At 56.2% G+C, this 26,695-nt stretch carries 21 protein-coding genes; 11 read left to right on the top strand and 10 right to left on the bottom strand.

Annotated elements, in window-relative coordinates:
- Positions 1-3: 3 nt before the first annotated feature.
- The 5 genes from recG to ACL2XO_RS27845 all read right to left on the bottom strand — a co-directional run bounded on the left by recG (position 4) and on the right by ACL2XO_RS27845 (position 6,310).
- Complete coding sequence (recG, locus tag ACL2XO_RS27865; RefSeq protein WP_413743015.1) at positions 4-2,085, bottom strand: ATP-dependent DNA helicase RecG; 2,082 nt, start codon at positions 2,083-2,085, stop codon at positions 4-6.
- Positions 2,086-2,123: 38 nt separating this feature from the next.
- Positions 2,124-4,226: a bifunctional GTP diphosphokinase/guanosine-3',5'-bis pyrophosphate 3'-pyrophosphohydrolase gene (spoT, locus tag ACL2XO_RS27860; RefSeq protein ID WP_132924176.1), complete on the bottom strand. Its 2,103-nt coding sequence runs from the start codon at positions 4,224-4,226 to the stop codon at positions 2,124-2,126.
- A 20-nt stretch (positions 4,227-4,246) separates the two neighbouring features.
- Positions 4,247-4,522, bottom strand: coding sequence for a DNA-directed RNA polymerase subunit omega (rpoZ, locus tag ACL2XO_RS27855; protein ID WP_132924177.1), 276 nt, complete (start codon positions 4,520-4,522; stop codon positions 4,247-4,249).
- Between the two features lie 54 nt (positions 4,523-4,576).
- Complete coding sequence (gene gmk, locus ACL2XO_RS27850) at positions 4,577-5,200, bottom strand: guanylate kinase (RefSeq protein ID WP_132924178.1); 624 nt, start codon at positions 5,198-5,200, stop codon at positions 4,577-4,579.
- A gap of 687 nt (positions 5,201-5,887) precedes the next feature.
- Positions 5,888-6,310 (bottom strand): MarR family winged helix-turn-helix transcriptional regulator, encoded by a 423-nt coding sequence (locus ACL2XO_RS27845; RefSeq protein WP_132924179.1) that lies wholly within the window; start codon positions 6,308-6,310, stop codon positions 5,888-5,890.
- 1,053 nt (positions 6,311-7,363) lie between these two features.
- On the opposite strand from ACL2XO_RS27845, the gene ACL2XO_RS27840 reads away from it, so the two are divergent.
- The 8 genes from ACL2XO_RS27840 to ACL2XO_RS27805 all read left to right on the top strand — a co-directional run bounded on the left by ACL2XO_RS27840 (position 7,364) and on the right by ACL2XO_RS27805 (position 17,350).
- Positions 7,364-8,308 carry an ABC transporter permease gene (locus ACL2XO_RS27840; protein WP_132924180.1) on the top strand — a complete coding sequence of 315 codons (945 nt, stop codon included), beginning with the start codon at positions 7,364-7,366 and terminating at the stop codon, positions 8,306-8,308.
- A gap of 2 nt (positions 8,309-8,310) precedes the next feature.
- A complete protein-coding gene (locus tag ACL2XO_RS27835) occupies positions 8,311-9,225 on the top strand; it encodes an ABC transporter permease (protein WP_413726133.1) in 915 nt (304 codons plus the stop codon).
- Entirely contained in the window at positions 9,225-10,193 is a 969-nt protein-coding gene (locus tag ACL2XO_RS27830) for an ABC transporter ATP-binding protein (protein WP_203524192.1), read from the top strand. Before ACL2XO_RS27835 ends, ACL2XO_RS27830 begins: the two co-directional genes overlap by 1 nt.
- Complete coding sequence (locus ACL2XO_RS27825) at positions 10,186-11,178, top strand: ABC transporter ATP-binding protein (protein WP_413742009.1); 993 nt, start codon at positions 10,186-10,188, stop codon at positions 11,176-11,178. Before ACL2XO_RS27830 ends, ACL2XO_RS27825 begins: the two co-directional genes overlap by 8 nt.
- A 29-nt stretch (positions 11,179-11,207) precedes the next feature.
- Entirely contained in the window at positions 11,208-12,770 is a 1,563-nt protein-coding gene (locus tag ACL2XO_RS27820; RefSeq protein ID WP_413742008.1) for an ABC transporter substrate-binding protein, read from the top strand.
- A gap of 218 nt (positions 12,771-12,988) precedes the next feature.
- A complete protein-coding gene (locus ACL2XO_RS27815) occupies positions 12,989-14,257 on the top strand; it encodes an MFS transporter (RefSeq protein WP_413742007.1) in 1,269 nt (422 codons plus the stop codon).
- A gap of 25 nt (positions 14,258-14,282) precedes the next feature.
- Positions 14,283-16,277 (top strand): CocE/NonD family hydrolase, encoded by a 1,995-nt coding sequence (locus ACL2XO_RS27810; RefSeq protein ID WP_413726130.1) that lies wholly within the window; start codon positions 14,283-14,285, stop codon positions 16,275-16,277.
- A 101-nt stretch (positions 16,278-16,378) separates the two neighbouring features.
- Positions 16,379-17,350: a GlxA family transcriptional regulator gene (locus ACL2XO_RS27805; protein ID WP_413742006.1), complete on the top strand. Its 972-nt coding sequence runs from the start codon at positions 16,379-16,381 to the stop codon at positions 17,348-17,350.
- On the opposite strand, the gene ACL2XO_RS27800 is transcribed toward ACL2XO_RS27805, so the two are convergent.
- The 3 genes from ACL2XO_RS27800 to ACL2XO_RS27790 form a co-directional block, all read right to left on the bottom strand.
- The gene (locus ACL2XO_RS27800; RefSeq protein WP_413726129.1) at positions 17,351-18,109 is read right to left on the bottom strand and encodes a nitrilase-related carbon-nitrogen hydrolase; all 759 of its coding nucleotides are present in this window, start codon (positions 18,107-18,109) and stop codon (positions 17,351-17,353) included.
- Positions 18,106-20,178 carry a CocE/NonD family hydrolase gene (locus ACL2XO_RS27795; RefSeq protein ID WP_413742005.1) on the bottom strand — a complete coding sequence of 691 codons (2,073 nt, stop codon included), beginning with the start codon at positions 20,176-20,178 and terminating at the stop codon, positions 18,106-18,108. The genes ACL2XO_RS27800 and ACL2XO_RS27795 overlap by 4 nt, the downstream gene beginning before the upstream one ends.
- A 172-nt stretch (positions 20,179-20,350) precedes the next feature.
- Positions 20,351-21,742, bottom strand: coding sequence for a purine-cytosine permease family protein (locus ACL2XO_RS27790; protein ID WP_413742004.1), 1,392 nt, complete (start codon positions 21,740-21,742; stop codon positions 20,351-20,353).
- 459 nt (positions 21,743-22,201) lie between these two features.
- Here ACL2XO_RS27790 and ACL2XO_RS27785 point away from each other — a divergent pair, with 459 nt between their 5' ends.
- Positions 22,202-22,660, top strand: coding sequence for a GNAT family N-acetyltransferase (locus ACL2XO_RS27785; protein ID WP_413726126.1), 459 nt, complete (start codon positions 22,202-22,204; stop codon positions 22,658-22,660).
- Positions 22,661-22,722: 62 nt separating this feature from the next.
- Here the strand turns inward: ACL2XO_RS27785 and ACL2XO_RS27780 are convergent, their stop codons facing one another.
- Positions 22,723-23,793 carry a type III polyketide synthase gene (locus ACL2XO_RS27780; protein ID WP_413726125.1) on the bottom strand — a complete coding sequence of 357 codons (1,071 nt, stop codon included), beginning with the start codon at positions 23,791-23,793 and terminating at the stop codon, positions 22,723-22,725.
- 696 nt (positions 23,794-24,489) lie between these two features.
- Here ACL2XO_RS27780 and ACL2XO_RS27775 point away from each other — a divergent pair.
- Together ACL2XO_RS27775 and ACL2XO_RS27770 are read left to right on the top strand one after the other, a co-directional pair.
- Positions 24,490-25,329: an AraC family ligand binding domain-containing protein gene (locus tag ACL2XO_RS27775; protein WP_413742003.1), complete on the top strand. Its 840-nt coding sequence runs from the start codon at positions 24,490-24,492 to the stop codon at positions 25,327-25,329.
- Positions 25,330-25,375: 46 nt separating this feature from the next.
- Complete coding sequence (locus tag ACL2XO_RS27770; protein ID WP_413742002.1) at positions 25,376-25,816, top strand: DUF2000 domain-containing protein; 441 nt, start codon at positions 25,376-25,378, stop codon at positions 25,814-25,816.
- Here the strand turns inward: ACL2XO_RS27770 and ACL2XO_RS27765 are convergent, their stop codons facing one another.
- The gene (locus ACL2XO_RS27765) at positions 25,817-26,695 is read right to left on the bottom strand and encodes a uroporphyrinogen decarboxylase family protein (RefSeq protein ID WP_413742001.1); all 879 of its coding nucleotides are present in this window, start codon (positions 26,693-26,695) and stop codon (positions 25,817-25,819) included.

The raw sequence follows: 26,695 nt of genomic DNA, 5'->3' as shown, positions 1-26,695 counted from the left end.
TGCCTACGCATTGGTGTAACGCGCCCGCTCCGGCATCCAGCGCTCAATCAGCAGCCGGGCGGAGTCGGGATGATGCTCATGAATATGGCGCGCCAGCCGCTGGACCTCCGGGATCATCGCCTGGTCGCGCAGCAAATCCGCCACTTTGAACTCCGCATTGCCGGTTTGGCGCGTACCCAGCAGTTCCCCGGGACCGCGGATTTCCAAATCGTGCTGGGCGATGGCAAAACCATCATTGGTATCCCGTAATACCTGTAACCGCCTCTGGGCGGTTTTACTCAGGGGAGACTTATATAACAGCACGCAATGGGAGGCTACCGCGCCGCGGCCGACCCGGCCGCGCAGCTGGTGCAATTGCGCCAGGCCCAGACGTTCGGGATTCTCGATAATCATCAGGCTGGCATTAGGCACATCCACCCCCACTTCTATCACGGTGGTGGCCACCAGCAAATGGATCTCCCCGGCCTTGAACGCCCGCATAATCTCCTGCTTTTCCTTGGACTTAAGCCGGCCGTGCACCAGACCGATACGCAGCTCCGGCAAGGCGGCCTGCAGGTCTTCCCAAGTGGCCTGCGCCGCCTGGGCCTCAAGCAAATCGGATTCATCAATCAGGGTACAGACCCAATAAGCCTGGCGCTGCTCTTGCAAACAAGCCTGCCGCACCCGCTGTATAACCTCGGTCCGCCGGCTATCCGGAATGGCCACGGTGGTCACCGGCGTACGCCCCGGGGGCAATTCATCGATAACCGAGGTATCCAGATCGGCATAAGCGGTCATGGCCAGGGTCCGGGGAATGGGAGTGGCGGTCATGATCAACTGATGTGGATGGTAGCCCTGCGCCAGCCCCTTTTCCCACAGAGCCAAACGCTGATGGACGCCAAACCGGTGCTGCTCATCAATGATAACCAGCGCCAGCCCTGAAAATTGCACCTGCTCCTGGAATATCGCATGGGTACCCACCACCATGCCCACGCTCCCCTGCGCGATAGCGTCCTGCTGGGCCTGGCGCGCCTTGCCCTTTTGTTTGCCAGCCAGCCAGCCTACCTCGATGCCCAGCGGTTCGAACCAGGCGCGGAAGGTCATGGCATGCTGCTCCGCCAGCAGCTCGGTGGGGGCCATCAGCGCCACCTGCTTACCCTCGCCGATGGCCCGCAATGCCGCCAGCGCCGCCACCAGGGTTTTTCCCGAACCCACATCCCCCTGCACCAGCCGCATCATCGGCACCGGCTGCGCCAGGTCCTGTTCTATTTCATCCACCACCCGCCGCTGCGCGCCGGTGGGCGTAAAGGGAAGCAAAGAGAGAAACCGCTGTTTCAACTGCGGTCCCGGGGTTAACGCCAGGGCCAGATCTTTGCGCACCCCGGCCCGTACCGCCAGCATGCTGAGATTATGGGCCAGCAATTCTTCCAGGATCAGACGCCGCTGGGCCGGATGTTTGCCCTGCTCCAGATCCGCCAGCGAAATATCCGGCGGCGGGCGATGCAACGTGCGCAGCGCCTCGGGCAAGCCGATAAGTCCCCGGCTCAGCTCCGGCGGCAGCAGTTCGGCAATGGGATAGGTATCGAGCAAAAGCAGCGCCTGATCCGTCAGATTGCGCAGTGAGGCCTGGCGGACGCCTTCGGTGGTGGGATACACCGGCGTCAGGGCCGGGGCCAGTTCGACCTCGCTGTGATCGCCGAGGATATGGTATTCCGGATGGATGATTTCGGCCCCCAGCTGCCCGCGCCGGATTTCGCCATAGGCGGTAATCCGGCGACCGGCGGCCAGGCTGTTTTTCATCGAGGCGTTGAAGTTGAAAAAGCGCAGGGTGATAAGGCCGCTGTCGTCGCGGACCCGGCAGGTCAGCATGCGCCGCCGGCCGAAGCTGATGTCGGACCCGAGCACTTCCCCCTGCACCGTTACAAACATGCCGGGCAGGACGTCGCCGATGGCGTATAACCGGGTGCGGTCTTCGTAGCGCAAAGGCAGATGCAGCAATAAATCCTGGAGATTTTCCAGCCCGAGCCGGGAGAGCTTGGCCGCCTGTGCGGGACCGACCCCTGAAAGCGTATTCAACGGTATGGCGTTCAGCAGACGGCCTTCCATCATTTCAGCTCTCCGTGGCAGATTAACCCCAAAGGGGGTTAATTCCGGTTGCGCGTCACCTTGATCACATCCGGCATTACGCGTATTTTGCGCATGATGTTGGCCAGATGGACACGGTCGCGGGTGGTAAGACGGATAAACGCGCTATAGACCCGGCCGTCTTTTTCTTCGGTGTTCAGGCTCTGGATATTGGAATCGGCGGCGTTAATGGCCGCGGTCAGATTGGCCAGTACTCCCTGATGATTAAACATGTCCACTTTGATTTCGGCAATAAATTCCTGCTCGGTATCCAACTGCCATTCCACCGCCATGAATTTTTCCGCGTCTTTCTGGATACCGCGGATATTGCGGCAGGATTCATGGTGTACCACCAGGCCTTTGCCGGGGCTGACGTGGGCGATAATCGGATCACCGGGGATGGGGCGGCAGCATTTGGCGAAGGTGATCAATACGCCGTCGGCGCCTTTGATGGGCAGCGTCTTCGGACCGGGCTGCGCCATATTGGACTGATCGCCCTGCAGATTGCGGGCTATAACCACGCTCATGGCGTTGCCCAGGCCGATTTCCGCCAGCAGGTCATCAAGGGACGCCAGTTTCATCCGGTCCAGCTCGCGCTGAAGGTTTTCCGGCGCCACCTCGGCCAGTTTCCGGCTGCCCCCCAGGGCGTGATTCAATAGTCTGCGGCCCAGGCTGACGGAATCGTCGCGCTTAAGGTTCTTCAGCATCTGGCGTATCTTGGCCCGGGCCTTGGAACTGACCACAAAGTTCAGCCACGCCGCATTGGGACGGGCGCCGGGAGCGGTGATGATTTCCACCGCCTGTCCGCTGGTCAAGGCCTGCGACAGGGGATATGGCTGCCGATCCACTCGGGCGCCGACGCAGGCATGGCCGATATCGGTATGCACCGCATAAGCGAAATCCACCGGGGTGGCGCCCGCCGGCAGCTCGACGATGCGGCCTTCCGGCGTGAACACATAGATTTCATCCGGGAACAAATCGGATTTGACGCTTTCGATAAATTCAAACGAGCTGCCGGCGCTCTGCTGCAGCTCCAGCAGGCTTTGCATCCAGCGCTGGGCGCGGATTTGGGCCGTGGTGCCGGTTTCGCCCTGTTCTTTATAAGCCCAGTGCGCCGCCACCCCCATTTCCGCCATTTGATCCATGTCTTCGGTGCGGATTTGCACCTCGACCGGAACGCCATGGGGACCGATCATGGAGGTGTGCAGGGACTGGTAGCCGTTGGCCTTGGGAATGGCGATATAATCCTTCACCCGCCCGGGGCGCGGTTTATACAGGCTGTGCATCTGTCCCAATACGCGATAACAGGTGTCCACTTCGCCGACGATCACCCGAAAGGCATAGATATCCATAATGGAATGGAAACGCTGCTCTTTAAGGTGCATTTTGCAATAAATGGAATAAAGATGCTTTTCCCGTCCGCTGACCCGGCAGGGGATGCCGGCTTCGGTCAGTCGCCCTTCGATTTCGGCGAGTATCTTCTGGATCATCTCTTTGCGGTTGCCGCGCGCGGCCTTGACCACTTCTTTGATGACCCGGTAGCGGTTCGGATACAGCGCTTCGAAGCCCAGCTCCTCAAGTTCCGTCTTGAGATGGTGGATGCCGAGGCGATGGGCCAGGGGGCTGTATATTTCCAGCGTTTCACGGGCGATGCGCCGGCGTTTGTCGGGGCGCAGCGCACCCAGGGTGCGCATGTTATGCGTTCTGTCCGCCAGCTTGATCAGCACCACCCGGATATCCTGCACCATCGCCATGATCATCTTGCGAAAGTTTTCCGCCTGGGCTTCTTTCTTGTCGCGGAACTTCAGCTTGTCGAGCTTGGATACCCCTTCCACCAGCTCCGCCACGCTTTTACCGAACAGTTGTTCCATGTCCTGGTAGGTGGCGGGGGTATCCTCGATGACATCATGCAGCAACGCCGCCATCAGCGTTTCATAATCGAGGCGCATTTCCGCCAGGATGCATGCCACGGCCACAGGGTGGGTAATGTAGGGCTCACCGCTGGAGCGTGTCTGCCCCTCGTGAGCATCACGGGCGACAAGATACGCCTGCCGGAGGAGTTTGATTTGATCCTCTGGCAGGTAACGTTGAATCAATAGATTCAGACTTTCAAACAGATACAATTGCGAACCGTTGTTTGAGGTTAGCGACGGCCTTCAGCAATCGCGGTTACCGCCTGGATTTCCGCGGCTTCCTGCTCCTGCTGTTCCTGACGATCCCGCAGGTCGAGGATCTGATTGGTAATCAGGCCTTCTTCGATTTCACGCAGGGCGATAACGGTGAACTTATCGTTTTCTTCAGCAACCAGAGGGTCTTTGCCGCCGACCTGAAGTTGCCGAGCTCGACGAGCAGCGACCAGCACCAGGTCAAAACGGTTACCAATTTTTTCGACGGCGTCTTGTACAGTTACGCGTGCCATATGCGAGCTACTCCACAGATGAAGAAATGACTGGGCATCATACTGAAAGTTGTCTCAGTCCGCCAACAGTTTGGTGATTAAAGCGTCATGCCGCAGTTTTTGGCGGTTCAGACGCAGACGTTCGGCACGGATGATGGTTTTCAAATCCATCAGTGCCGTATTAAATTCATCATTTACGATCAGGTAATCATATTCGGCATAATGGGACATCTCGGCCACCGCCTGCGCCATGCGCCCGGCGATGATTTCGTCGCTGTCCTGTCCGCGGCCCCGCAGACGGCGATCCAGTTCCTCTTTGGAGGGCGGCAGCACGAAGATACTGCGCGTCTGGGGCATTTTGTTACGGATTTGCTGCGCCCCTTGCCAATCGATATCCAAAAAGACGTCCACGCCGGTGGATAACACCTGTTCGATCATTTCGCGGGAAGTGCCGTAATAATTACCGAAGACGTTCGCATACTCCAAAAAGGCGTCTTCATTGATCATGCGTTCGAATTCCGCCTTGGAAACAAAATAATAATGTTCACCCTGTTTTTCACCCGGACGAACGGGGCGCGTGGTGTGGGAAACCGAAACCTGAGTGTCGTAAAGCGGTTGTGTTTTAAGCAACGCCTGAATCAGGCTGGATTTTCCCGCGCCGCTGGGTGCGGAAACAATGTAAAGCGTTCCTTGAACCATACTGGGATTTTCGACTGTGGTTAATGAATCGACGCATCTATACCCGATGGCGTTCAAGCGTCAGCTGCCGCTTGAAAGATGGTGGGTATAATTGATCACAGCGGTTATTATACACGGCATTGGCGCCGGATGCAGCCTCACTTGCTGCAGCGAGAGGAATTTATGCCATCCGAGCCTTACGTCCGGGCCAGCGATGGCCTGGCGACGGCGAAGCGGCGCTGAAGCGGGAAGCGGCCTTGCGCCGCACCGGCATAAGGTGGCGATGTGCCGGCGGGGAATAAATTTCCAGTAAAAAGATTAAAAAGCAGATTATCGGCAATGCTGCGCAGAAAATGCGTAGTCCCTCGAGCATAATATTAAGAAAAATTTAAGTATCAAAAGAAGAGTTTTTGTTGATGAAGACAATGAATCAAATTAATAAAGGATGCCGGCCATACCGGCAACCCTGAATTTCTGCGGATATGCCCCATTCCTAAATGCACGATCGCTCATCTGACCCGATCCGCCAGGGTAAAACTATCCACATGCATATATCAAACATCACTTATATGTCTGGACGCCGAGAAAGTTTTCCTCATCAATCCGGACGTGAAAATTGATGAAGAATGTTCAGAGTATATTAAGTGTAAGGGGTTAAATTAACCATTATCACTTAACGTTTGTATTCGCAAATAAAGTCCAAAATTACTATTGACTCAGTTCTAGCATATTGCAGATTTCGCCAAGTTTTTCCAATTGCGTTTCGGATAAGGGGGCAAGCAAACGCTCCAGAATGGTCCGGTGCGTGTGTTGGGCGATATGCAGTTTATCCAGCCCTTTCTCCGTAATATAAACGTGCTTGACCCGCCGGTCAGTAGGGCTTTGCTGGCGTTGCAGCATAAGATCCTTTTCCAGGGCGTCCAGCACGGTGACCACGGTGCGGGATGAAAAGCCCATATAGTTTTTGATATCCGTCGCGCTGGTTTTGCCATGGGTTATCAATTGAAGAATTTTCATTTTGGATAATGACAGTCCTTCGTTAACCAATTGTCCGTTCACTTCTTTACGTAAGCGATGATAGATACGTGATAAAGATTCCACGGTGTCGGCAATATCTTTAACTTTTTCCATTTTATAATCTCTAGGTGAAATTAAGGCGATTCACTCGCCGCGATTGCAGGTTAAAAATTTGTTATAAATGGAGGGTGGGGTATTTAATAATCCCGCCATTTTCATAATTTAAAAACATATTTTTAACAAATTTTTCAATGACACATCTCAATCCAAGGCGATAAAATTCCTTCCTATTTCCCGGTGTCTCATTAGGGGAATCGATAATTATCTCTGAATTGAAGAACGGGCCATGCAATATACTTAACGAATTGCCAGCGCAGTTTATAGGAATATTTTCTATTTTTAAACACGACTAATTGAAAAATACGGATGCTATACAGAAATATTACGTCGTTGATATGTTATTTTACTTTATTACTTTTATGATAACTAAGTAGCCTGCTAATTTTCAATTAACATAAAGATGATATAGATAAAATCTTGTTGATTTATTGGAGTTTTTTTATTATGTCTACAAGGTGTAAATATGACGTACAAGCATAGTGTAATAGTGCATTTTATAAAATAATAAAAAAATAAATTTAATAAATACCTTGCCGTGATCGTAAAACAATTCGCGGGAACCCGTGAGGTTTAACGTAACGCGTTGATTTTTATGTTGTGATGTTTTTATAAAAACGCTGCCGGCACAGCAGCGGAAGAAATTATTGCTTAGACTTCAATGAAGTAAAATCTAAAAAAGTCATAAGAGACGCCGCGACGCTTTTAACGCGGCGGCGTAAGAAAAGGACGCTGGTGAATGATCCGGCGGTCAGAACGCTATTTTGGCCGGACAGGACCGGATAGGACCGGACATGCATACGTAGTTCTTATATGTCGCATTGTTAATAAATCATGTCGTGAATGTGGCCTTTGTTTGGTTAAAACACTGGCAAGCTTGCTTACGTTTACCGCCGCAATCCGCCGAAGCCGGCGAAATAACCGGTCGGGCCGGCGACGATTTTCCGGTTATCTCCCACCCGAATTGAGTAAAACGTGACGGAAGATCTCTCCGGCGCCGGATGGTGGGCTGTCGTTTCATTGACAAAATTAATTTAACAGGCTGCGCTTATGTTCTTTTACCTGCTTCGCCGGTTAGTTCTGGCGGCGTCAGTGATGCTGGTGGCAATCACGATATTATTCTGTCTGGTGTTTTTAGTGCCCGGGGATCCGGCTTCGGTAGCGTTGGGACCGAGGGCCAGCGAGGCGCAAAAGCAGGCATTGCGTGAACACATGGGGCTTGATCAGCCGGCTATCGTGCAAATCGGACGATTTATCGTCCATGTGGCCGCAGGAGATCTCGGCGAAGATGTCCTGACTCATCGGCCGGTGAATCAGCTTATTGCCCGCGCCTTACCCAATACCCTCATTCTGGCCCTGTCGGCCATTGCCTGGGCCATTATTATCGGCATCCCGCTGGGGTGCTGGGCGGCCTTGCGGCCCAATACCTGGCTCGACCGGCTGATAGGACTGCTGTCCACCAGCGTGATCGCCCTGCCGGCTTTTGTGGTGGCGATTTACGCACTGCTGGTGTTCTCAGTGACATTGAAGTGGTTTCCGGCCATCGGCGCGGGGCAGCAGGGGGATTTGGGCTCGCAGCTACAGGCGCTGGTACTGCCCTCCCTGACGGTGGCATTAAGCTGGATCGGTTATTTGGCCCGGCTGGTGCGGGCCTCGATGCTGGAAGTGCTGAAGGAAAACCATATCCGCACCTTCCGCGCCTTCGGCATCGGCGATCGGTTGATTGCGCTGCGCTATGCCCTGCCCATCGCGGTGGTGCCGGTGGTGTCGGTATTAGGGGTCGGCATTGGTTCGCTGCTCTCCGGCGCGGTGTTGACCGAGATCGTGTTCGCGCGGCCCGGCCTGGGCAAGCTGGCGTACGACTCGGTGATTTCCCGCAATTTTCCGGTGGTGATGGGGACGGTGGTGGTGACCTCCGGATGTTATGTACTGGCCAATCTCATCGCCGACCTGATCAACACTTTTCTGGATCCGCGCGTGCGGCAGGAGCTTTGACCATGGCGCTCATCACCACCACCCCGGCATTGAGTCCCGGCGACATTGCCGCCGCGGGCCGGCCGGACCCGTTTCGCGTGCTGCGGCACGTTTGGTCAGGCCCCATGGGGCGTTTTGCCCTGATTTGCGTGGCGGCAATGCTGTTGTGCGCCATCTTCGCCCCCTGGCTGGCTCCGCACGATCCCATTGCCATCAAAGCGGCCCTGCGTCTTAAAGGGCCGAGCATGGACTACTGGCTGGGCAACGATCAGCTCGGCCGCGATGTGCTGTCGCGCCTGATTTACGGCAGCCGGATCGCTATGACGGTGGCATTCCTGGGCACCGGCGGCGCGCTGCTTATCGGCGCCATGCTGGGACTGCTGGCGGGTTACGGTCCGCGGCAGATAGATACCTTGCTAATGCTGTTCTGCGATTCGCTGATGTCGATACCGATGATTCTGTTCGCCTTGGCGGTAGTGACGCTGGTAGGGTCGAGCGTGAGCACCATCATCATGATTATCATCACTTTTATGGTGCCTGGCTACTTTCGGGTAGTGCGCAGCCAGACCCGCGTTCTCAAACGCATGGAGTATATTGTCGCCGCCCGCGCCATGGGCGCCTCACCCGTCAGCGTGGTTTTTCGCCACTTGGTTCCCAATATGACCGGCACGCTGCTGGTGCTGGTGGCGATGGATATTCCGGCGGTTATCGCCATTGAGTCGGGCCTGAGTTTCCTGGGGCAGGGGGTACAGCCGCCGGACGCCAGCTGGGGTACGGTACTCAACGATGGCTACTCCTTTATCCGCCAGGCGCCCCATATCGTTATTGCCGCCGGCATTCCCATTATCATCGCCACCCTTGGCTTTACCTTTCTCGGCGAGGCGTTACGGGATGCGCTTGATCCCCGCACCGCCAGACAATCCCGGGGGGATAACTGATGGCACTGTTGGAAATGCACAACCTGTCGGTCACCTATGCGTCCGACAAGGGTCCGCTAAAGGCCGTTCGCCAGATTTCCCTGCAGGTGGAAAAAGGCGAAGTGCTGGGTCTGGTGGGGGAGAGCGGTTCGGGTAAATCAACCTTGGTGGGAGCCATGCTCACGCTGTTGCCCGCCAATGCCCAGGCTTCCGGGCAGCTGCTTTACCACGGACAAGACCTCCTTGCGCTGCCTGAATCCGCCAAGCGCCGCCTGCGGGGCAACGGTATCGCCACCGTGTCCCAGGATCCCTTCACCGCTCTCAATCCGGTGATCACCATCGGCAAGCAGCTGGTGGCGTTCCAGCACCATAAGCCGGGTTCGAAGGCAGATAAGCTGAATCATGCGGTGAAAATGCTCGAACGTGTAGGGATTTCAGACCCTCAGGGGAGGCTGAAGCAATATCCCCATGAACTCAGCGGCGGTATTCGCCAGCGTATCGCCATCGCGGCGGCGCTGTTAACCGAACCGGAGCTGCTGATTGCCGACGAACCCACTACCGCATTGGACGCCACCACCGAGATGCAGGTGGTGGAAGTGCTTAAGGCCAGCCGCCAGTTGGTGGACGGCGCCATTATCTTTGTGACTCACGATTTGCATTTGGTGAGCGCTCTTTGCGACAAAGTGGCGGTGATGTACGCCGGAGAGATCGTCGAAGCCGGTCCCATCGGCGAGATTTTCGGCTCTCCCGCCCATCCTTATACCCGTGCGTTATTGGCCTGCGATCCGGAGCGAATTGAAGTGGCCACCCGCGAACTGCCGTTTATCGCCGGTTCGGTGCCGATGCCGAGCGTCCACCGCGTCGGTTGTCCGTTCCAGCCCCGCTGCAGCCTGGCGTTCGCGCCGTGCGGCAGCGAGACGCCGCCGGAAACCCTGCTGGGGGAAAAGGGCCGGACGGTGCGCTGCCATAAGGTGAATGCCGATGCTTGAAATTCAGGATTTAGTGGTTCGCTACAAGACCGGCAATCTGTTGAGCCGTCTGATGCCCGGCGCCGTCGGGCATGTGGATGTGCTGGCCGGCGTCAGTCTGCATGTGCCGCCGGGCAAGACCGTCGGTCTTATCGGCGAGAGCGGCAGCGGCAAAACCACGCTGGGGCGAGCCGTGATTGGCCTGACCCCGGTAACCAAGGGCAGTATCCAGGTTAACGGCCGGGAACCGCTGGATGCCAGTGATTTGTCCTGGCGGACTATCCGCCGGGAAACCGGGCTGATATTCCAGGACCCGATGGCCGCCCTCGATCCGCGCATGACGGTGGAATATCTGGTCACCGAACCTTTTGCGGTTAACGGCCGCGAATATAAACGCCGCGGCGCGGCGGCGGCACTGCTCGAACTGGTGGGCCTGCCATCGCTGTTTCTGGACCGCTATCCCCATCAACTTTCGGGCGGCCAGGCGCGGCGGGTGGCGGTAGCCAGGGCTCTTGCCCTGCGGCCCAAGCTTATCATCGCCGATGAGCCCACGGCGGGCCTGGATCTTTCGGTTCAGGGCGAGTTGCTTAACCTGCTGACCTCGCTACAGCGGGAACTGGGCATGAGTTATCTGATTATTACCCATAATCTGGCCATTACCCGCCATGTCACGGACCGAATTGCCATTATGTATCTGGGACGAATTGTGGAAACCGGGCCCACCGAGGCCATTTTCCGCGCGCCGGCGCATCCCTATACCCGGGCGCTGCTCAACGCTAAAAGCAAGCATAACCCCCCGGGCGCCGGCGTGTTGCAGGGGGATGTGCCCACCTTATCCCGCCGGCCCGCCGGCTGCGAGTTTCACACCCGTTGTCCCCTGGCGACGGAACGTTGCCGAAGCGAAGCGCCGGCGCCGCGGCAGCTTACCGCGGAGCATCAGGTGACTTGTCATACCCCGTTAATCCCAAACCAACCCCAAATGGCCCGGCCAAGCCGCATCATTTAAAAGGAGATGCATCCATGAAAGGCCCCTCGATGAACAGACGTGAGCTTATTAAAACCATGGCGATCCTTGCCGCCGGGGTATCCGGTTCGCTGGCGCTTGGCGGACGGACGGTGGCTTTTGCCGCCGATAACAAAAATAAAATCCTGCGCGTGCAAAACGATCAGGATATCACCAACCTCGATCCGGCCAATCGCAGCGGCTGGTACGATGAAATGGTCATGTTTGCCGTCTATTCCGGCTTATGCCAGTACAAGGCCGGCACAGAATGGGGATGGCAGCTGGATGCGGCAGAGGTATTGGAACAGGTGGACCCGCTGACGGTGCATTTCAAGCTCAAACCGGGCATCAAGTGGACCGGTGATTTTGGCGAAATGACCGCGGAAGACGTGAAGTACTCCTTTGAACGGTTCATCGATCCCAAACTGGCGGCGATTTATGCCACCGACTGGGAGGCCCTCGATCATGTGGAGATCAAGGGCACCTACGAGGGACTCATTCATTTGAAACATCCCTTCGCGCCGCTGTTCACCAGTACCTTGCCCCATGCCTCCGGCCTGATTATCTGTAAAAAGGCCGTGGAAGCGGCGAAGGATAAAAAAATCGCCACCGATCCCTTGGCGTCATCCGGGCCTTATCGCATCGGCGAGTGGCAACCCAGGGAGCGGCTGACCCTGGTGCGTAACGAGAACTGGAGTGGACCGCACTGTTTTTACGACCAGATTCAACTGGTGCCCATCGGCGATCTGAATACCGCCGAAATCGCCTTTGAAGCGGGGGATCTGGACATGACCAAAATCAATATCAGCGCCATACCCAAATACCAGCAGGGAGTGGCCGGCACCACCCTGACGGTGCGACCGGCGCTGGCCTATACCTGGCTCGGCATGAACGTTGATCATCCGCTGCTTAAGGATATCCGGGTCCGTCGCGCGATCCAGCAAGCCATTGACGTGCCCTCCATTCTGGACGCAGCTTTCGGCGGGGCGGTAAAACCGGCTTTCGGTCTGGTGCCGCCGCCGCTGCCCGGCGCCCGGAGTAAAAATATCTATCCCTACTCAACGGACGCCGCCAAACGCCTGCTTAAGGAAGCCGGCGTATCCAAGCTGCAGCTGCGGCTGGACTTGACCACCTCCACCGACGGCGGCACCGTCGCCCAGGTCATTCAGGCGCAATTGGCGGAAGTGGGTATTCAATTGCAAATCAATCAAATGGACAGCGCGGCCTTTGTGGCGGCCGGGCAGGAATCCGAAGGCACCGCCTGGAAGGACTCGCAGCTGCGGATGACCACCTTTACCACCGCGCCGGATGCCAGCTGGGTTACCGCCTGGTTCACCTGCAAGCAGGTGGGTATCTGGAATACCCAAAGAACCTGCGACAAGGACTGGGACAAACTGAGCGACGATGCCGCCAATGAACTGGACCAGGGCAAACGGGCCGCCATGTATGTCAAGCTGCAGGATCAACTGGAGGAAACCGGCGCCTATGTCTTTCTCTACCACGGCAGTAACGCCTGGGTGACGCCCAACACCATCAAAGGCGCCTGGACTCCTGACGGCCAGTGGCCCTTGTTCCGGGAAATAAAAGCAGTGTGATAAAAGCAGAGAAATACGAAGCGCGAGATGAAAATGCGTGCGGGAAAAAGTTCATGACTGAACGGCTTGCATAAAACGTTCGGACGTGAAATTTCCCGCGCGTTCGAACGCGACAGAGTTTTCACCCTCACGGCCCGGAGACGGTGCGGGCCTTCAACAAAAAAAGATCAATAAGCCGGTGGCGCTGTTTTCGCCCCTGTCTTAACGTGGGAGCTTCCTTGAGTACTGCCCGTCTTCCCCTCGCGCCTAAAAAGAGCCTACGGTCCGCCGGCAGCGCTTTAAGGCACCCTAATTACCGTCGGTTTTTCGGCGGTCAGCTGTTATCGGTAATCGGTAACTGGATTCACACCATTGCCCTGGGCTGGCTTATCTGGCGTCTCGGGGTCGCGTCGCCGGTAATGCTGGGCCTGTTGGCCTTTTGCAGCCAGGGTCCCATTTTAATATTCGGGTTATTCACCGGCGTCATCGTCGATCGCTGCGATCGGCGCAAATTGGTGTTGGCCACGCAAATCGGCCTGACGGTGCTGGTCTCAATGCTGGCGATACTCACCTTGAATCATTGGATAACCGCCAGGATAGCCATTTTCATCGCCCTCGGACTGGGTCTTATCAGCGCCTTCGATTTGCCGGGCCGGCAATCACTGGTGGTGGATCTGGTGGAATATAACGATTTAGGCAACGCCCTGGCGCTTAACTCGGTGATATTCAACGGCGCCCGGCTTATCGGCCCCGCCCTGGGCGGCCTGCTGGTGGATAAGCTGGGGGAGGGCTGGTGTTTCGCCTTTATTGCCCTCTCTTATGTGCCGCTGATTCTCTTTCTGGCAGGGATGCGTATTCCCCAGCGTCCCCCCACCGTTCGGACCGGCGGTCTGCTGGCGGAAATGGCCGAAGGACTGCGCTTTCTGCGCCATGACGCCGATGCCCTGCGCATTTTGCTGCTGGTGGGATTGTGCAGCCTCACCAGCGTGCCCTATTTCTCGTTCCTGCCGATGCTGGCCGATCGGGTATTAAAAGGCGGCCCGGCCGGATCGGGCATTCTGATGAGCATTACCGGCATCGGCGCGCTGGTGGCCGCGCTGCGCCTGGCTTACAGCAGCAGTATTGAACCCATGCGCCCCTGGCCGCTATGGGCCGCACTGATGCTGGGGATTGCGCAAATATGCCTTGGCCTGTCCCACCTGTTTTGGCTGAGCGCGCTGATTGCCGCGCCTATCGGTTACGCCATCCTGACCCAGAACCTCACCTCGAACTCGCTGCTGCAACACCAGGTTCCCGACGGCCTGCGGGGCAGGCTGATGTCGTTTTATTCCATGATGTTAATCGGCACGGTGCCCATAGGCGCCATTATCTGCGGCGGCGTGGCGGAGATCATGGGACTGCCGCTGACCATGATTGTCGGCGGCCTGCTGTGCCTGGCGGGCGCTGCCGCCATTGCCGCCTGGGAACGCTTCGGAACCCGGCGCCGGTTATCGCCGCCTCATTCTTAACTATTTATCGCCAGGAGGACCGACCATGTCGGACACCATAGACAATACTCTCACTGTACCGGCTTTTCGTCAGATAACCGTCCCCCTTTCGGATGGTACCCAACTCACGGCCAGGCTGTGGCTGCCTAATGGGCCGGGGCGGGTGCCGTTGGTGCTGGAATGGATTCCTTATCGCCAGTCGGATAATACCGCGGTGGGGGATTCGATGATCCACGGTTATTTCGCCGCCCACGGCATTGCCGCCATGCGCATCGATTTACGCGGCAGCGGTAATTCGGGGGGCCTGCTGCGGGACGAATACCTGTCACAGGAGCAAGACGACGCGGTGGAAGTGATTGCCTGGATTGCCGGGCAAAGCTGGAGCAACGGCAACGTCGGCATGATCGGCATCTCCTGGGGCGGGTTCGCGGCCCTGCAAATCGCCGCCCGGCGCCCGCCGGCCCTGAAGGCGATTATCACCTGCTGTTCCACCGACGATCGCTACACGGACGACGTGCATTTTATGGGTGGGGCGCTGCTCACCGACGGTCTGCAATGGGGCAGCGGTTTATTTACCCAGCTGGGACGCCCCCTTGATCCAGCCTATGTAGGCGACGGCTGGCGCGAGCAATGGCTGGCGCGTCTGGAGGGCATGGAACCGCCGCTGGCCCACTGGCTGGCGCATATGGAACGTGACGACTACTGGCGGCACGGGTCGATAAATGAAAATTATCGCGACATTCAGTGCGCCGTGTACGCGGTGGGGGGCTGGACAGACGGTTATTCCGACGCCATATTACGGTTGATGGAGCACCTTGACGTGCCGCGCAAGGGTCTTATCGGTCCCTGGACCCATATCTACCCCAATTGGGGCACTCCCGGTCCGGCAATTGATTTTCTCGGAGAATGCCTGCGATTTTGGCGGCATTGGCTGCTTGGCGAACAAACCGGCATCATGGATGAACCGATGCTGCATCTATGGCAGGGGGAACAGCTGCGTCCCGACCCGTCATCGCTGACGCTGGACGGCCACTGGATCACCGCGTCCCAATGGCCGGCCACCACAAATCATCATGACTTTTATCTTGGGGACGGCCTGTTGACTGATGCACCCGCCGCCGCGGCGCCGTTGCTCATTGATACCCCGGCGCACTGCGGCGCCATGGGCGGCGAGTGGTGTCCCCTTGATGGCGGCGGCAATGCGCCTGAATTCCAAGGGGATCAGCGCGCCGATGATGGTTTGTCGGTGTGTTTCGATGCGCCGGTACTGGAAGCCCCGCTTATTTTGTGCGGCAAGGCGGAGTTGACGGTGGATATCGCCTTTGAAACGCCGTCGGCCATGCTGGTTCTGCGGCTGAACGAGGTGGATGTCCACGGCCGTTCGGCGCGGGTGACCTTTGGCATACACCGGCTGAGCCGGCCGGACGTCCCCGCCGGCCAGACTTTTCCTGTGGTATTGCCTCTTAAAGGCGTTGTCTACCGGTTTTCCGCCGGCAGCCGGATCCGGCTGGCGCTCTCCACGGCATATTGGCCCATGGCCTGGGCCGAACCAGGGCAGGGGCCGGTTCAGATACTCCCCGCCACCGGCCGGTTCCGGCTGCCGCTGCGAACCGAAAGCCTGCCGGATAAGCCTGATGCTTTTGGCCCCCCCCGCTCAGCGCCGGCGCTGGATCATGAGGTCATGGCTCCGGAAGTCACCGCCCGCCGGCTCAGTTGGGATGCCGGCAGCAATACCCACCGGCTGACAATGGATGCCCGGCGGCAGAAAACCCGCATCGGCGAATTGAGTTTTGATAGCGAAGGCCATGAGGCATATGAGATCGGCGCCACCGCGGAAACCGCCCGCTGGCAGGCCGAACGCCGACAGCGCTACCAGCGCCCCGGCTGGCATATCGAACTGCGCAGCGAAAGCCGCCTGGCATGGCAAAACGGCGGCCTGGTATTGAACTCAAGCTATAGCGCCTGGGAAAACGATCGGGAGATTTTCCAGCGGCAATGGGAACATCGCTTTCCGGCGAGAATCAAGACAATTGGCGGTTAATACCTAAGCAATGCCCAATAGCTTTCACGCTGCGGCTTGAAAGATGACGGCTATAGGGTATTGTTTACCGGTGATATTATAGATTGAAGTGATTTGAACCTATGCCTCTTGTCGAACCCCTCGTGTTCACTTTTTTACTTGGCCATGACTTTTCCATGATGAGTCTGGCCTCGGCCATTGAGCCGTTGCGTTCCTATAATCGGCTGTATGAAAAACAGGCCTTCAATTGGCACTTGGCCAGCTTGAACGGAGAGCCGGTGGTGGCCGCCAACGGCATTCCTTTCCCCACCCGGTCCATCGATGACGTCATGCCCGGCTCTCATTATCTTTTTATCTGCGGCGGCGAGCGGGTGGTGGCGCCCAAGTATGAACGCGGCTACCAAAAGGCCATGCGGCAGGCCGCCCGTGCCGGGATCATTATCGGTTCGCTTTCCACCGGAACCTTTTTGCTGGCCAAATGCGGGCTGCTTAAAGGGTATCGCTGCACCATCCATTGGGAAAGCCGTTCGGCGTTTAAGGAAGTCTATCCGGATATCCAATGTACCCATAAAATTTTTGAAATCGATCGCGGAAGACTCACCTGCTCCGGCGGGACGGCGGCCATGGATATGATGCTTAATCTCATTGCCGAACGCTACGGCGATGAACATGCCGCCTCCATCGCCAATCAGTTTCATCATGAACGGATTCGCAGCGCTGAAGACGATCAGCGGGGCGGGCGTCCCGCCGGCGCGGCGATGCCCGCCCCTCTTGGCGCCGCTATCGCCGTTATGCAGGCGCATATAGAAGATCCCATCTCGTTGCCGGAGGTTGCCAAGCGGGCCGGCGTCGGTAAGCGCCAGCTCGAGCGGCTGTTCGCACACTATTTCGATAAAACGCCGCAGCGCTTTTATCTGGAGCTGCGCCTTGAGCAGGCGCGGGAGATGCTGATTTATTCCGACCAGTCGATTATCGAAATCGCGGTTTCGGCAGGGTTCGGCTCCACATCGCACTTCGCCGGCTGGTTTCGCCGCACCTTCGGTGTTTTGCCATCGGCCATGCGCCGCGTCAGACAGAAAAAAAATCTCTCATAATCAATACAGATCCGTGCGGCGCTCCGCCAGGTAGGCATGGCCCAGGCGCCACTGCTCAAGGGCCGTCAGGCTGATTTCTCCCATGAGCAGCGCCGCTCCGCTGCCCGGCAGCGACGCGACGATACCGCCGTCGGGTCCCACAATCCGGCTTTGTCCGATGCAGCCGCTGTCGCCGCGGTTGGCGAACGCGACAAAACAGCCGTTTTCATAGGCGCGGGTCGGCACCACATGGCGTGGCACCACATCATAACCGGGAGTGGTGGCGCTAAGGCACAACAGGCAATCCATTCCCTTAAGGGCCAATGCCCGGACCGACTCGGGGAAATCAAGGTCATAGCAAATCAGCAGGCCGAAGCGCAGTCCCCCCAGGGCAAAGCTGGCAAAGCTTTCACCGGTCTGGAACAGCGCCGTCTCATAACCGGACCAGAGATGGATTTTGCGGTAATCGGCCCGCACCCGGCCCTGGCCGTCAATCACCTGTAAAGAGTTATACAGTCCGGCGGGGTCGCGTTCCGCGTAGCCGAATACCAGCGCCTGCTCTTTTTCCGCGGCCAATTGCGCCAGCTTCCCCAGCACCGGCCCCTCTCTTTCCAGCGCCAGACTGCGGACCCGATGGGGATCGTCATAACCGCACAACGCCAACTCCGGCAGCATAATCATGTCGGCGTCCGGCAACGCGTCCATGGATTCGCGAACCCAATCCACTATTTCACTCTCCCTTGCGGGAGTGCCCGTTATTTGGGCAATGCCGATATTCATGTTGCGTCTCCCTTGGGAGCGATGTCGCTGAAAAAAGGATAATAATCGTCCCAGCGACGATGAAAGATACGGCTGTCGCCGTCAAAGGCTTCCAGGCTGGATACCAGGCGCCATCCGCCGTCATCGGCGGTCAGCAGGCTGCTGACCTCCAGCCTGGCGTGCCACTCGCCGCGGTGAAAACCGGCGCTGCGCACCGCCCTGGAGCTGGCGGCGCAGGGGTCCAGGGCGTTGACTTTATAGGTTTCACGGCCCAAGGCGTCCAGCCGCAGCCCGGTTTCTTCCAGGTATATCGCTCCCAGATTGCGCACAACCTCCAGGGTGGTATCGCCGTCGTTCATATCCCGGATCAGGCGCAGCCGTCCCCGTTGCGGCGGCACGATGATACGGGAAGGCAGGGCGGGGGGAACCGGCGGCCTGCCGAGACAAGGGGGCGGGGTTGAGGCAATCCCGCTGTCGCGAACCGGCAGTTCAAGGGTGCCGCTATGCAATGTCAAGGTCGTGCGGACCGGCAGCGGCGCCGCCAGCGGCCAGTAAGCGGTGGATACCGCCACCCGCAGACGATAGCCGGCGGGCAGAATAAACGCCGCGGCATTAAGCGTTAACGCCACATCATAGCGCTCCCCCGCCGTCAGCGGTTCGCGCCGATCATGGCCGTTACGCTGGGTGAGATTGAGCAGGCCATAAGTGATACGCAGCGAGGTGCCGTCCGGCGCCACGGCGTTCAGCCGCACGGCAATCATTCCCTGGCTGCTGTCGGACGACAGGCCGAGTCTTATCACCGGACGGCCGGTAATTTGCAACGGCGCCGTGAATACCGGGCTGTCAAAACAGGCGGAGCCGGCATCATCCTCCCGCTGATCCCCCGGCATATCCGGCCCGTTGCCATAAGGACACCATTCCCCGGAAACGATGCCGGTGGCGGCAGGGGAACAAATGGACTGGGTAAAGGGAACCAATCCCTCGTGGCGGGGCTCTCCCCGGCGGACAATCGCGGCGCCGCCATCCTCGGCGCCGTCATCCAGCCAAGACGTCTCCAGCCGTCCGTCCGGAGACAGCGCCCACCGCTGGGGCGCAATGGCCGGTGCGGGCCAATGCTGTTCGGCGGCCCAGCGACCGCGGCGTTCGGTATAACTGACCCGCGGCGGTTCCGCCTCCTGCAGCCAGTAGGTCAGCATCGGCTCATCCATAATGCCGGTGGGCTCATTCTTCAGCCAGTGATCAAACCAGCGCGTCACGTAGCGGATGAAATCAATGCGCGGGCCCGGCGTGGCGACATGAGGAAAGGCATGGCCCCAAGGACCGATAAGCCCTTTGCGCGGTCCCGGCAGGTTTTCCAGCAGACGCAGCACGGTATTGGTATAACCGTCGGCCCAGCCGCCCACCGCCAGCACCGGCACCTCGATACGGGAGTAGTCTTCGCATACCGAGCCGCTGCGCCAGTAATCATCACGGGTGGGATGCGCCATCCAGCGGCTCGCCGGGGGCAGCTCCATGGCGTTCAGCCGTTGGAGCCACATTGATTTCCACTTGTCGCCGACGATGTCCGGATCCGGCGGGGTCGGCGTCCAGGTAAACAGCGTGGAGCCATATTGCAGATTATCGTTAAGCAGCACCCCGCCCATGTAATGCATATCGTCGGCATAACGATCGTCGGTAGAGCAGGCGGTGACGATGGCTTTCAAGGCCGGGGGACGCAACGCGGCGATTTGCAGAGAGTTGAATCCGCTCCAGGAGATGCCAATCATGCCCACCGCCCCCGAACACCAGGGCTGTTGGGCAATCCAGGCGATGACTTCGCACGCGTCGGCCCACTCACGGGGAGTGTATTCGTCGTTCATCAGGCCGTCGGAATCCCCCGCGCCGCGCATATCCACCCGCACGGCCGCATAACCGCTTTCCGCCAGGCCGGGATGGAGAATGGCATCATCGCCGCGATGCCTGTCCCGCCGGCGATAGGGCAGGTATTCTAGTATCGCCGGCACCGGCCGGGGACCGTCCGGCAGCCAGATCCGCGCCGCGAGCTTGCAGCCATCCTGCAAGGTAATCCAGACTGTTTCAAGTATCTGCATCAAGGTATCCGCATAATAGGTGTTCTAACAGTGAAAAATGCCCGCTGCATCATCTTTGCATAGCGCCGTTCCGGGGCCATCAACATTGCGACCGATTTGGCGTCAAATACGACATCAGGCAGCGGACCGACATCGATTTTCGCCTGAATACGTTAAAAAACGGTCGGGCGAATCAGGCCGGACTGTGGGCTGACGCCCGTACTCCCCTGCTCATCAGGTAATAGACCGGACAGACTACCATCAGACCGACGATCCATGAGATATCCGCGCCTCCCATGGCGCGGGCGATGCAGCCGGTGTAGACATCGGTGGCGATAAAGGGGATTTGCACCAGGATGCCCAGCAGGTAGCAAGCTATGGCCCTGTAATTGAAATAGCCGTAGATACCGCCGTCTTGCCGAAAAAAAGAGGGGACATGGTAGCTGCCGTGGGCGATGAGGTAATAATCCACCAGGTTGATGGCGGTCCACGGGATCAACACATACAGCAACAACAGAATGAAATGGATGTAATTCACCAGAAAATTTCCCTGGCCCGCCACCGCCAGCAGCAGTGACAAGGTAAACATCCCCAGGGCCAGGATAATGCGCGCGCCGGAGCGGGGAGACCATGCCGGCGCCAGTGTCTGGCCGACGGTTAACGCGCACAGCGTTCCGCAATACAGATTCATCGCGTTGGTGGCGGCGATGCCCACGGAGAAAATCGCCACTATCAGGGCGCTGGCTCCGCCGGTGAGGGTCACCAGGCCGGTAACGACATCATCGTCTTTCCAGCACAGGGCGATCACCACGCCCAGGATCATCGGAAGAATGGACCCCAGGGAGCAGCCCCAATAGCTGGCCCAGAATACTTTACCCTGATGGCTGTTTTCCGGCATGTAACGGGAGTAGTCGGACACATAGGGGGCATAGGCCAACTGCCACAGAGCGGCAATAGACAGGGCGCCGAAAAAACCGGCAAACGTCGGCGGACGGTGGCTAAAGAACGCCTCCGGCAAACCGGTTACCAGCAGAATCCAGCCAAAACACAGTAACAGGGCAGTACCGGACAGCCAGGACATGATTCGGGTGTAGGCGTGTATAAGTTTATAGCCGAAAGCCGTGGCGGTAACGCTCAAGACGCCGACGATGGCAATGCCGCCGTTGATACTGAGCGGGGGACAGATGGCGTGCAGCCCCTGGCCGCCCAATATCAGATTGGAGGCAAAAAAGCCCAGGTACATCACCACCACTAAGACCACAACCAGCAAGGCGCCGAAGGATCCGAACTGACCGCGGGTTTGGATCATTTGCGGCACGCCCAGCTGTGAGCCTTGGGCTGAGTGCAGGGCCATAAAAACGGCCCCCGCCAGATTACCTATAATCACCGCCGCCGCCGCGGCGAAAAAAGATAAATTGAATACACACACCGCCAGCGAACCGGTGATCACCGTCAGCATCATGATATTGGAACCAAACCAGATAGTGAATAAATCGCTGATCTTGCCTTGCCGTTCCGTACTGCTGATGGGTTGAATGGTTTTTAATTCAACCGGAGAGATAACACTTGCGAATTGTCTTTTCATGATGACTCTCTTTGAATGAAAATAATAATCTAACAGATTAAAAAATCGGCCCATCTATTGTTGAATAGAAATTGGAGGCATTATTTATTGAGGGACAAATATCAATCTGTTATATATGCCAATGGTATCCAACACATAATTATCATCGTGAAGATGGTTATTAAAAAAATGATTTTAGATTAAGTTAACGCAATAAATACACTTGCAAAAAAATATGCCATTCAGACTATTGTAATCATGACGTTTTAAATATTTATCGATAATTTAATCGCTCTGTTTATGGGCTATTATAACCTGTGGAAACTTAAATATTCAGTCTCATTGAAGGGGGAAGTAGCGTTCCGATGCTTATAACAGTCATTGTTAATTTCAATCCAATAATTATATTTGCATTTTACAGTAATGGTGGATATAAAGGTGGCGAATTGATAATTTTCAGCCGATTTCTAAGGAAGCTCAATGAATGTAACGTGGTACGACTGGCATCACCATGAGCTGACGGTACAACGTCTATATGACATTCTCGCGTTGCGTAATGCGGTGTTTATCGTAGAGCAGACCTGCCCCTACCAGGATATCGACGGCCAGGATCTTCTGGATGACAACCGCCATGTCGCGGGCTATATGGCGGGTGAACTGGTTGCGTATGCCCGGATTCTTACCGGTGAAGATACCTTGTCCATAGGCCGGGTTATCGTCTCGCCCCGGGCTCGCGGGATGAATCTGGGTAATCGGCTGATGGAACAGGCGCTGGAGGCCTGTGCGTCGCGGTGGCCGGGCCGGAAGATTCATCTCTCCGCCCAGGCGCATTTACAGAAATTTTATGGTCGTTTCGGATTTCATGCGGTCACCGAGCTGTATGAAGAAGACGGTATACCGCATATCGGCATGGAGAACGTTCCGTCTTCAGCGCGGTAAAGGACTACCGGGCAGCCGATTCGGGCGGCCTGGACGCCCGCCCTATGGGCCTGAGAGATATTCTACGCCGTGAGCCGCGAAATTTCGGCGGATCGCCATTGTGAAAGGTTCATTTCCGCGATAATTCCCGGGCCAAAACCGGCAATGATCCCCCTCTGGTCGGATTTGAAAATGCTGTCTTCGTGCATGCGCCGATAGGCTTCAAATACCACTGAACTGGCGATATTACCGCAATTCACCAGCGTGTCTCGGCTATAGGAGAATTTCTCCCTTTGCACGCCGAGGTATTTGCATAAATCGTCTAAGATCCTCGGACCGCCGGCATGGATAATATAATAATCGAGACTGTCAATCTGCCAATGATGCGTCGAAGCCAGTTCTGCCATGACCGGGGCCAAAGGCGCCATGGTGCCCGGTACCCGTTTATCCAGCCGGAAATGAAAGCCGGTATCTTTTACCGCATAGCGTATCCATTCATCGGTATCCGGAATGAGATAACTGCTGTTTCTTTGTAATTCCAGACCGTTGCCGGCGCGGCTGGTCACCACTGCCGCCGTTATCGCATCGCCAAATAATCCGTCGGACAGCAGGCTGCCGATATCACCATCCGTGGGCTGATAGCTTAGTGAGCAGAATTCGCAGCTGACAATAAGCACATTGCTGCCGGGATGCGCCAGTATAAAATCATGGGCGCGATTAATGGCCGAACCACCGGCGGCGCAGCCGAGCTGCGCGATAGGGATTTGCACCGTCTGCAAAGGGAATCCCATTTTATTCACCAGCCAGGCGGTCAGCGACGGCATTAGAAAACCTGAACATGACACATAAATGATTGCGGAAACATCCTTGGCGGTGATATCGGCATGGCTCAACGCTTCCTCTATCACGTTAGGTACCAGTCGCTTGGATTGATATTCAAATACGGCATTCCGATAGCCAAAACCCGGATGCAATGTCGCCAGCTCGATTGGTTGTATGATGTGCCTTTTTTTCACGCCTGTATTGGTTATCAGCTCGATGGATTTTTCCAAATTGGGATTGTCTTTGAAATTCTTTTTCGCAAGATCAAGCGTTTCCTCGAGGGTGATAATATGCTCCGGCAGATATATCGCTGGCTTGTGAAGTGTAGGCATTTTTTATGGCTCCATAATATATTTATAATAAATTGATTCAATAAAATATTGATAATAATAACTAACGCTCATTTAGAGTGATAGTACCGTATCAATTTGTCAAACCGCCACCTAAAGGCATATGAAAATAAAGTTGAAATTTTAAAACTTATGTTATTCAAAACGTTAATAATCATACATATGCTTTTAATACGCCATTAACGTAACTATACGGGGGAAATAAATATCAAATTAACTGTTTCGACAAGTAGGTATTTTGCTTTTTAGAGAAAGCTGTTTATTAGGATGGGCGGCTATTATTTTGCCGTTAAAAGAGCCGTAATCGTTAGATTTGCCTATTTTTTGCCACATATCCAGTCTTTTATTGCGCAGCGTTGAGATGGGCAGAAGGCCTGGTTAATGACCACTTATTATAGGTAAAACTTATTCGCATGCCAAAAGTAGAAATAAATTATATAATTTTTATTAAAACAATATCAATAAAAACAATTTCCGAAATAAATATTATATTAATTTCTAATGGACTCGACAGTGGCAACGATGCCAAGCTACATTGTCAAGCATTATGCTTATTTTTAGCATAACGGCAGTTTGTTGCTTTACATTTTTGAACAAAAAAACGGCTTGTCAGCACTGCCTTGCTTACTGTGTCTGCTAGTATAGTTTTTTCTCAATCAACGGGCCGGGCAAGCTTCCATGACCACGACGCAATGGGTGGATATCGTAAAGGATAAGGATTCGCAGGTAGAAACCATCCGGGCGCATTTCGAGGGACACGCTTATGACGCGCACTGGCACGACAGCTATCTGGTGGGCGTCACCGAAGCGGGGGTGCAGCAGTTCCATTCCGGCCGGGTGAGATACCGCAGCACCCCCGGCAAGGTTTTTACCCTGGCGCCGGGGGAGGTGCACGATGGCGATGCGGTGGACCGGGACGGGTTCACCTATCGTATGCTGTATATTCCGCCGGAACTGCTGCGCCGCGAATTGCCGGAGATTTTCGAGAACGCGCCGGATCGGGCGGAGTTCTCCTTCCCGGTTACCCTGTTCCAGGATGATCTATTGGCCGCCGCCACGCTATCGGCTTTCGATGCCCTGCACCGCCAGGATTTCAAAATCGTCAAAGATCATGGGATGCAACATTTGATTTCAGCCTTAACCCGCCGCTATCCCTGGCGTAAGAAAAGGGTCACGGCGGATAATAAAAATCCGGCTCTTCAGCGGGTGCGGGATTATCTGCATGACAATATAAGTGAAGAAATCGGTTTAACGGAACTGGCCGCGTTGGCGGGTATGGACCGGTTCCGGTTAACCCGTCAATTTCAGCATCGTTACGGTCTGCCGCCCCACGCCTATCTGGTGCAGCTGAGGCTGGTTAAAGCGCGGGCATTATTGGCTAAGGGTTTTTTGCCGGCGGACGCGGCCGCCCAGACGGGTTTCGCCGATCAAAGCCATCTGGGGCGCTGGTTTAAACGCGCTTATTATCTTACCCCCGCGGCCTACCGGCGGATCTGCACAATCGTTCCAGACCGGTAAAAACATCTGATCTATGCTCGGAATTCGATTCAGCAGGAGAATGATCATGAGTTCGATTCCGATAAACGAAACGATGTCCCTTCAACCTGAGCGCTGCGTCATCATTCTTGATGACGGTTTACCCGCCGGCAAAGCGGTGAATGCCGCCGCGGTCATCGCCTTGACGGTGGGACAACGCCATCCCGCTCTGGTGGGACAACCCCTGATCGACGGCGATCGCTGCGAATATCCAGGACTGATCCCCATCGGAATACCGGTGCTGGCCGCGTCGGCCGACCAGCTGAAAATACTGCTGGAAAGCTGCCGGGCCCAGGATGTGGATAAGGTCATCTTTCCCGTTGAGGGGCAGGAGACTACCCGCTATGATGACTTTACCGCAATGGTGCTGGGGCAGAAAACCGAACAGCTGCAACTGCTGGGGATGGCGATTATCGGTGGTAAAAAAAACGTACGTAAGCTGACCGCGCAGTTCAAACTCTTCGGCTAGTCATGGGCGTGAGGACTGTCCCACTACCTCTTTTAGCAGCTTGAAAATGTCTCGGGGTATATCTTGCGGCAGCGCGCAGCCGGGGGCGAAGATAAACTTATTTCCGCCTGATTCTTGCATTGCGCGCTGATATTGCAGCTGGAGCCGCGCCCTAATGACATCCCGGTTATTCTCCTCCTGGGAAAAATCATGGTGCTGATCGATACCGCCTATGATGATTTTATCGGTCAAGCCGCGTATGGCTTTTATACTGCTCCGCTGCGTGTCCGGTACGCCATAGGGTGCGTCTTCCCAATTAAATGCCTGCACATCGTAATCAAGGCACTCATCGAACAGCAACCGCTTGTTGCCGTGTACATGCAGAATATTGAACCAGGTCCTGCCTTTGATATAGTCCAGAATCCTCTGGTCATAGGGGCGACAGAATTCATGATATTCTTCCCGGCCGATGACCTCGCCGCTGATAAACTGCGAGGCCAGAAAAATACCGTCGATACCCGCCGCCAGCAACCCGTCAAGAAAATTCAACTGAGTTGAGAGCAGGGCTTCAAGGCCCCTGTGCAATGCTTTTTTATGCCGTTGCATAAACTCCCTGGTCAGGCGTGGATCGGTGGAGCTGCTCATTTCCTGAATCCAGGTAAGGGGAGTGAACAGCGTCGCCACAATGGGTACTTTTCCCTGATAATGTTGTACCAGGGCAGCGGTTACCGAAATTTCCCGCGCCAGTGCGCTATTGGTTTTATCCAGTACCGGTAGCGTCAAGAGGTCGCGAGGGCTTTTCACCGGATATGAACGGAAAGTACCCGACCATTGCGTTGGGTCGGTGGAAAACAGGATATCGGCCCCATAGGCCTCGGCCATGTAATGTCCGTTGGACAT

Source organism: Sodalis sp. RH15 (assembly GCF_047324255.1).
GTDB classification, from domain to species: Bacteria; Pseudomonadota; Gammaproteobacteria; order Enterobacterales; family Enterobacteriaceae; genus Acerihabitans; species Acerihabitans ligni.
The sequence above is the reverse complement of the archived record's forward strand: the minus strand, read 5'-3'. Positions and strand labels throughout refer to the sequence as shown.

Excerpts from the sequence above, each read along its gene's own strand:
- ACL2XO_RS27830 (WP_203524192.1), top strand. The coding sequence starts at position 9,225 with ATGGCACTGTTGGAAATGCACAACCTGTCGGTCACCTATGCGTCCGAC.
- ACL2XO_RS27820 (WP_413742008.1), top strand. The coding sequence starts at position 11,208 with ATGAACAGACGTGAGCTTATTAAAACCATGGCGATCCTTGCCGCCGGG.
- ACL2XO_RS27805 (WP_413742006.1), top strand. The coding sequence starts at position 16,379 with ATGCCTCTTGTCGAACCCCTCGTGTTCACTTTTTTACTTGGCCATGAC.
- ACL2XO_RS27775 (WP_413742003.1), top strand. The coding sequence starts at position 24,490 with ATGACCACGACGCAATGGGTGGATATCGTAAAGGATAAGGATTCGCAG.
- ACL2XO_RS27800 (WP_413726129.1), bottom strand. The coding sequence starts at position 18,109 with ATGAATATCGGCATTGCCCAAATAACGGGCACTCCCGCAAGGGAGAGT.
- recG (WP_413743015.1), bottom strand. The coding sequence starts at position 2,085 with ATGGAAGGCCGTCTGCTGAACGCCATACCGTTGAATACGCTTTCAGGG.
- ACL2XO_RS27790 (WP_413742004.1), bottom strand. The coding sequence starts at position 21,742 with ATGAAAAGACAATTCGCAAGTGTTATCTCTCCGGTTGAATTAAAAACC.
- ACL2XO_RS27765 (WP_413742001.1), bottom strand. The coding sequence starts at position 26,695 with ATGTCCAACGGACATTACATGGCCGAGGCCTATGGGGCCGATATCCTG.
- gmk (WP_132924178.1), bottom strand. The coding sequence starts at position 5,200 with ATGGTTCAAGGAACGCTTTACATTGTTTCCGCACCCAGCGGCGCGGGA.
- ACL2XO_RS27785 (WP_413726126.1), top strand. The coding sequence starts at position 22,202 with ATGAATGTAACGTGGTACGACTGGCATCACCATGAGCTGACGGTACAA.
- rpoZ (WP_132924177.1), bottom strand. The coding sequence starts at position 4,522 with ATGGCACGCGTAACTGTACAAGACGCCGTCGAAAAAATTGGTAACCGT.
- ACL2XO_RS27840 (WP_132924180.1), top strand. The coding sequence starts at position 7,364 with ATGTTCTTTTACCTGCTTCGCCGGTTAGTTCTGGCGGCGTCAGTGATG.
- ACL2XO_RS27770 (WP_413742002.1), top strand. The coding sequence starts at position 25,376 with ATGAGTTCGATTCCGATAAACGAAACGATGTCCCTTCAACCTGAGCGC.
- ACL2XO_RS27825 (WP_413742009.1), top strand. The coding sequence starts at position 10,186 with ATGCTTGAAATTCAGGATTTAGTGGTTCGCTACAAGACCGGCAATCTG.
- ACL2XO_RS27810 (WP_413726130.1), top strand. The coding sequence starts at position 14,283 with ATGTCGGACACCATAGACAATACTCTCACTGTACCGGCTTTTCGTCAG.
- ACL2XO_RS27795 (WP_413742005.1), bottom strand. The coding sequence starts at position 20,178 with ATGCAGATACTTGAAACAGTCTGGATTACCTTGCAGGATGGCTGCAAG.
- ACL2XO_RS27780 (WP_413726125.1), bottom strand. The coding sequence starts at position 23,793 with ATGCCTACACTTCACAAGCCAGCGATATATCTGCCGGAGCATATTATC.
- ACL2XO_RS27835 (WP_413726133.1), top strand. The coding sequence starts at position 8,311 with ATGGCGCTCATCACCACCACCCCGGCATTGAGTCCCGGCGACATTGCC.
- ACL2XO_RS27845 (WP_132924179.1), bottom strand. The coding sequence starts at position 6,310 with ATGGAAAAAGTTAAAGATATTGCCGACACCGTGGAATCTTTATCACGT.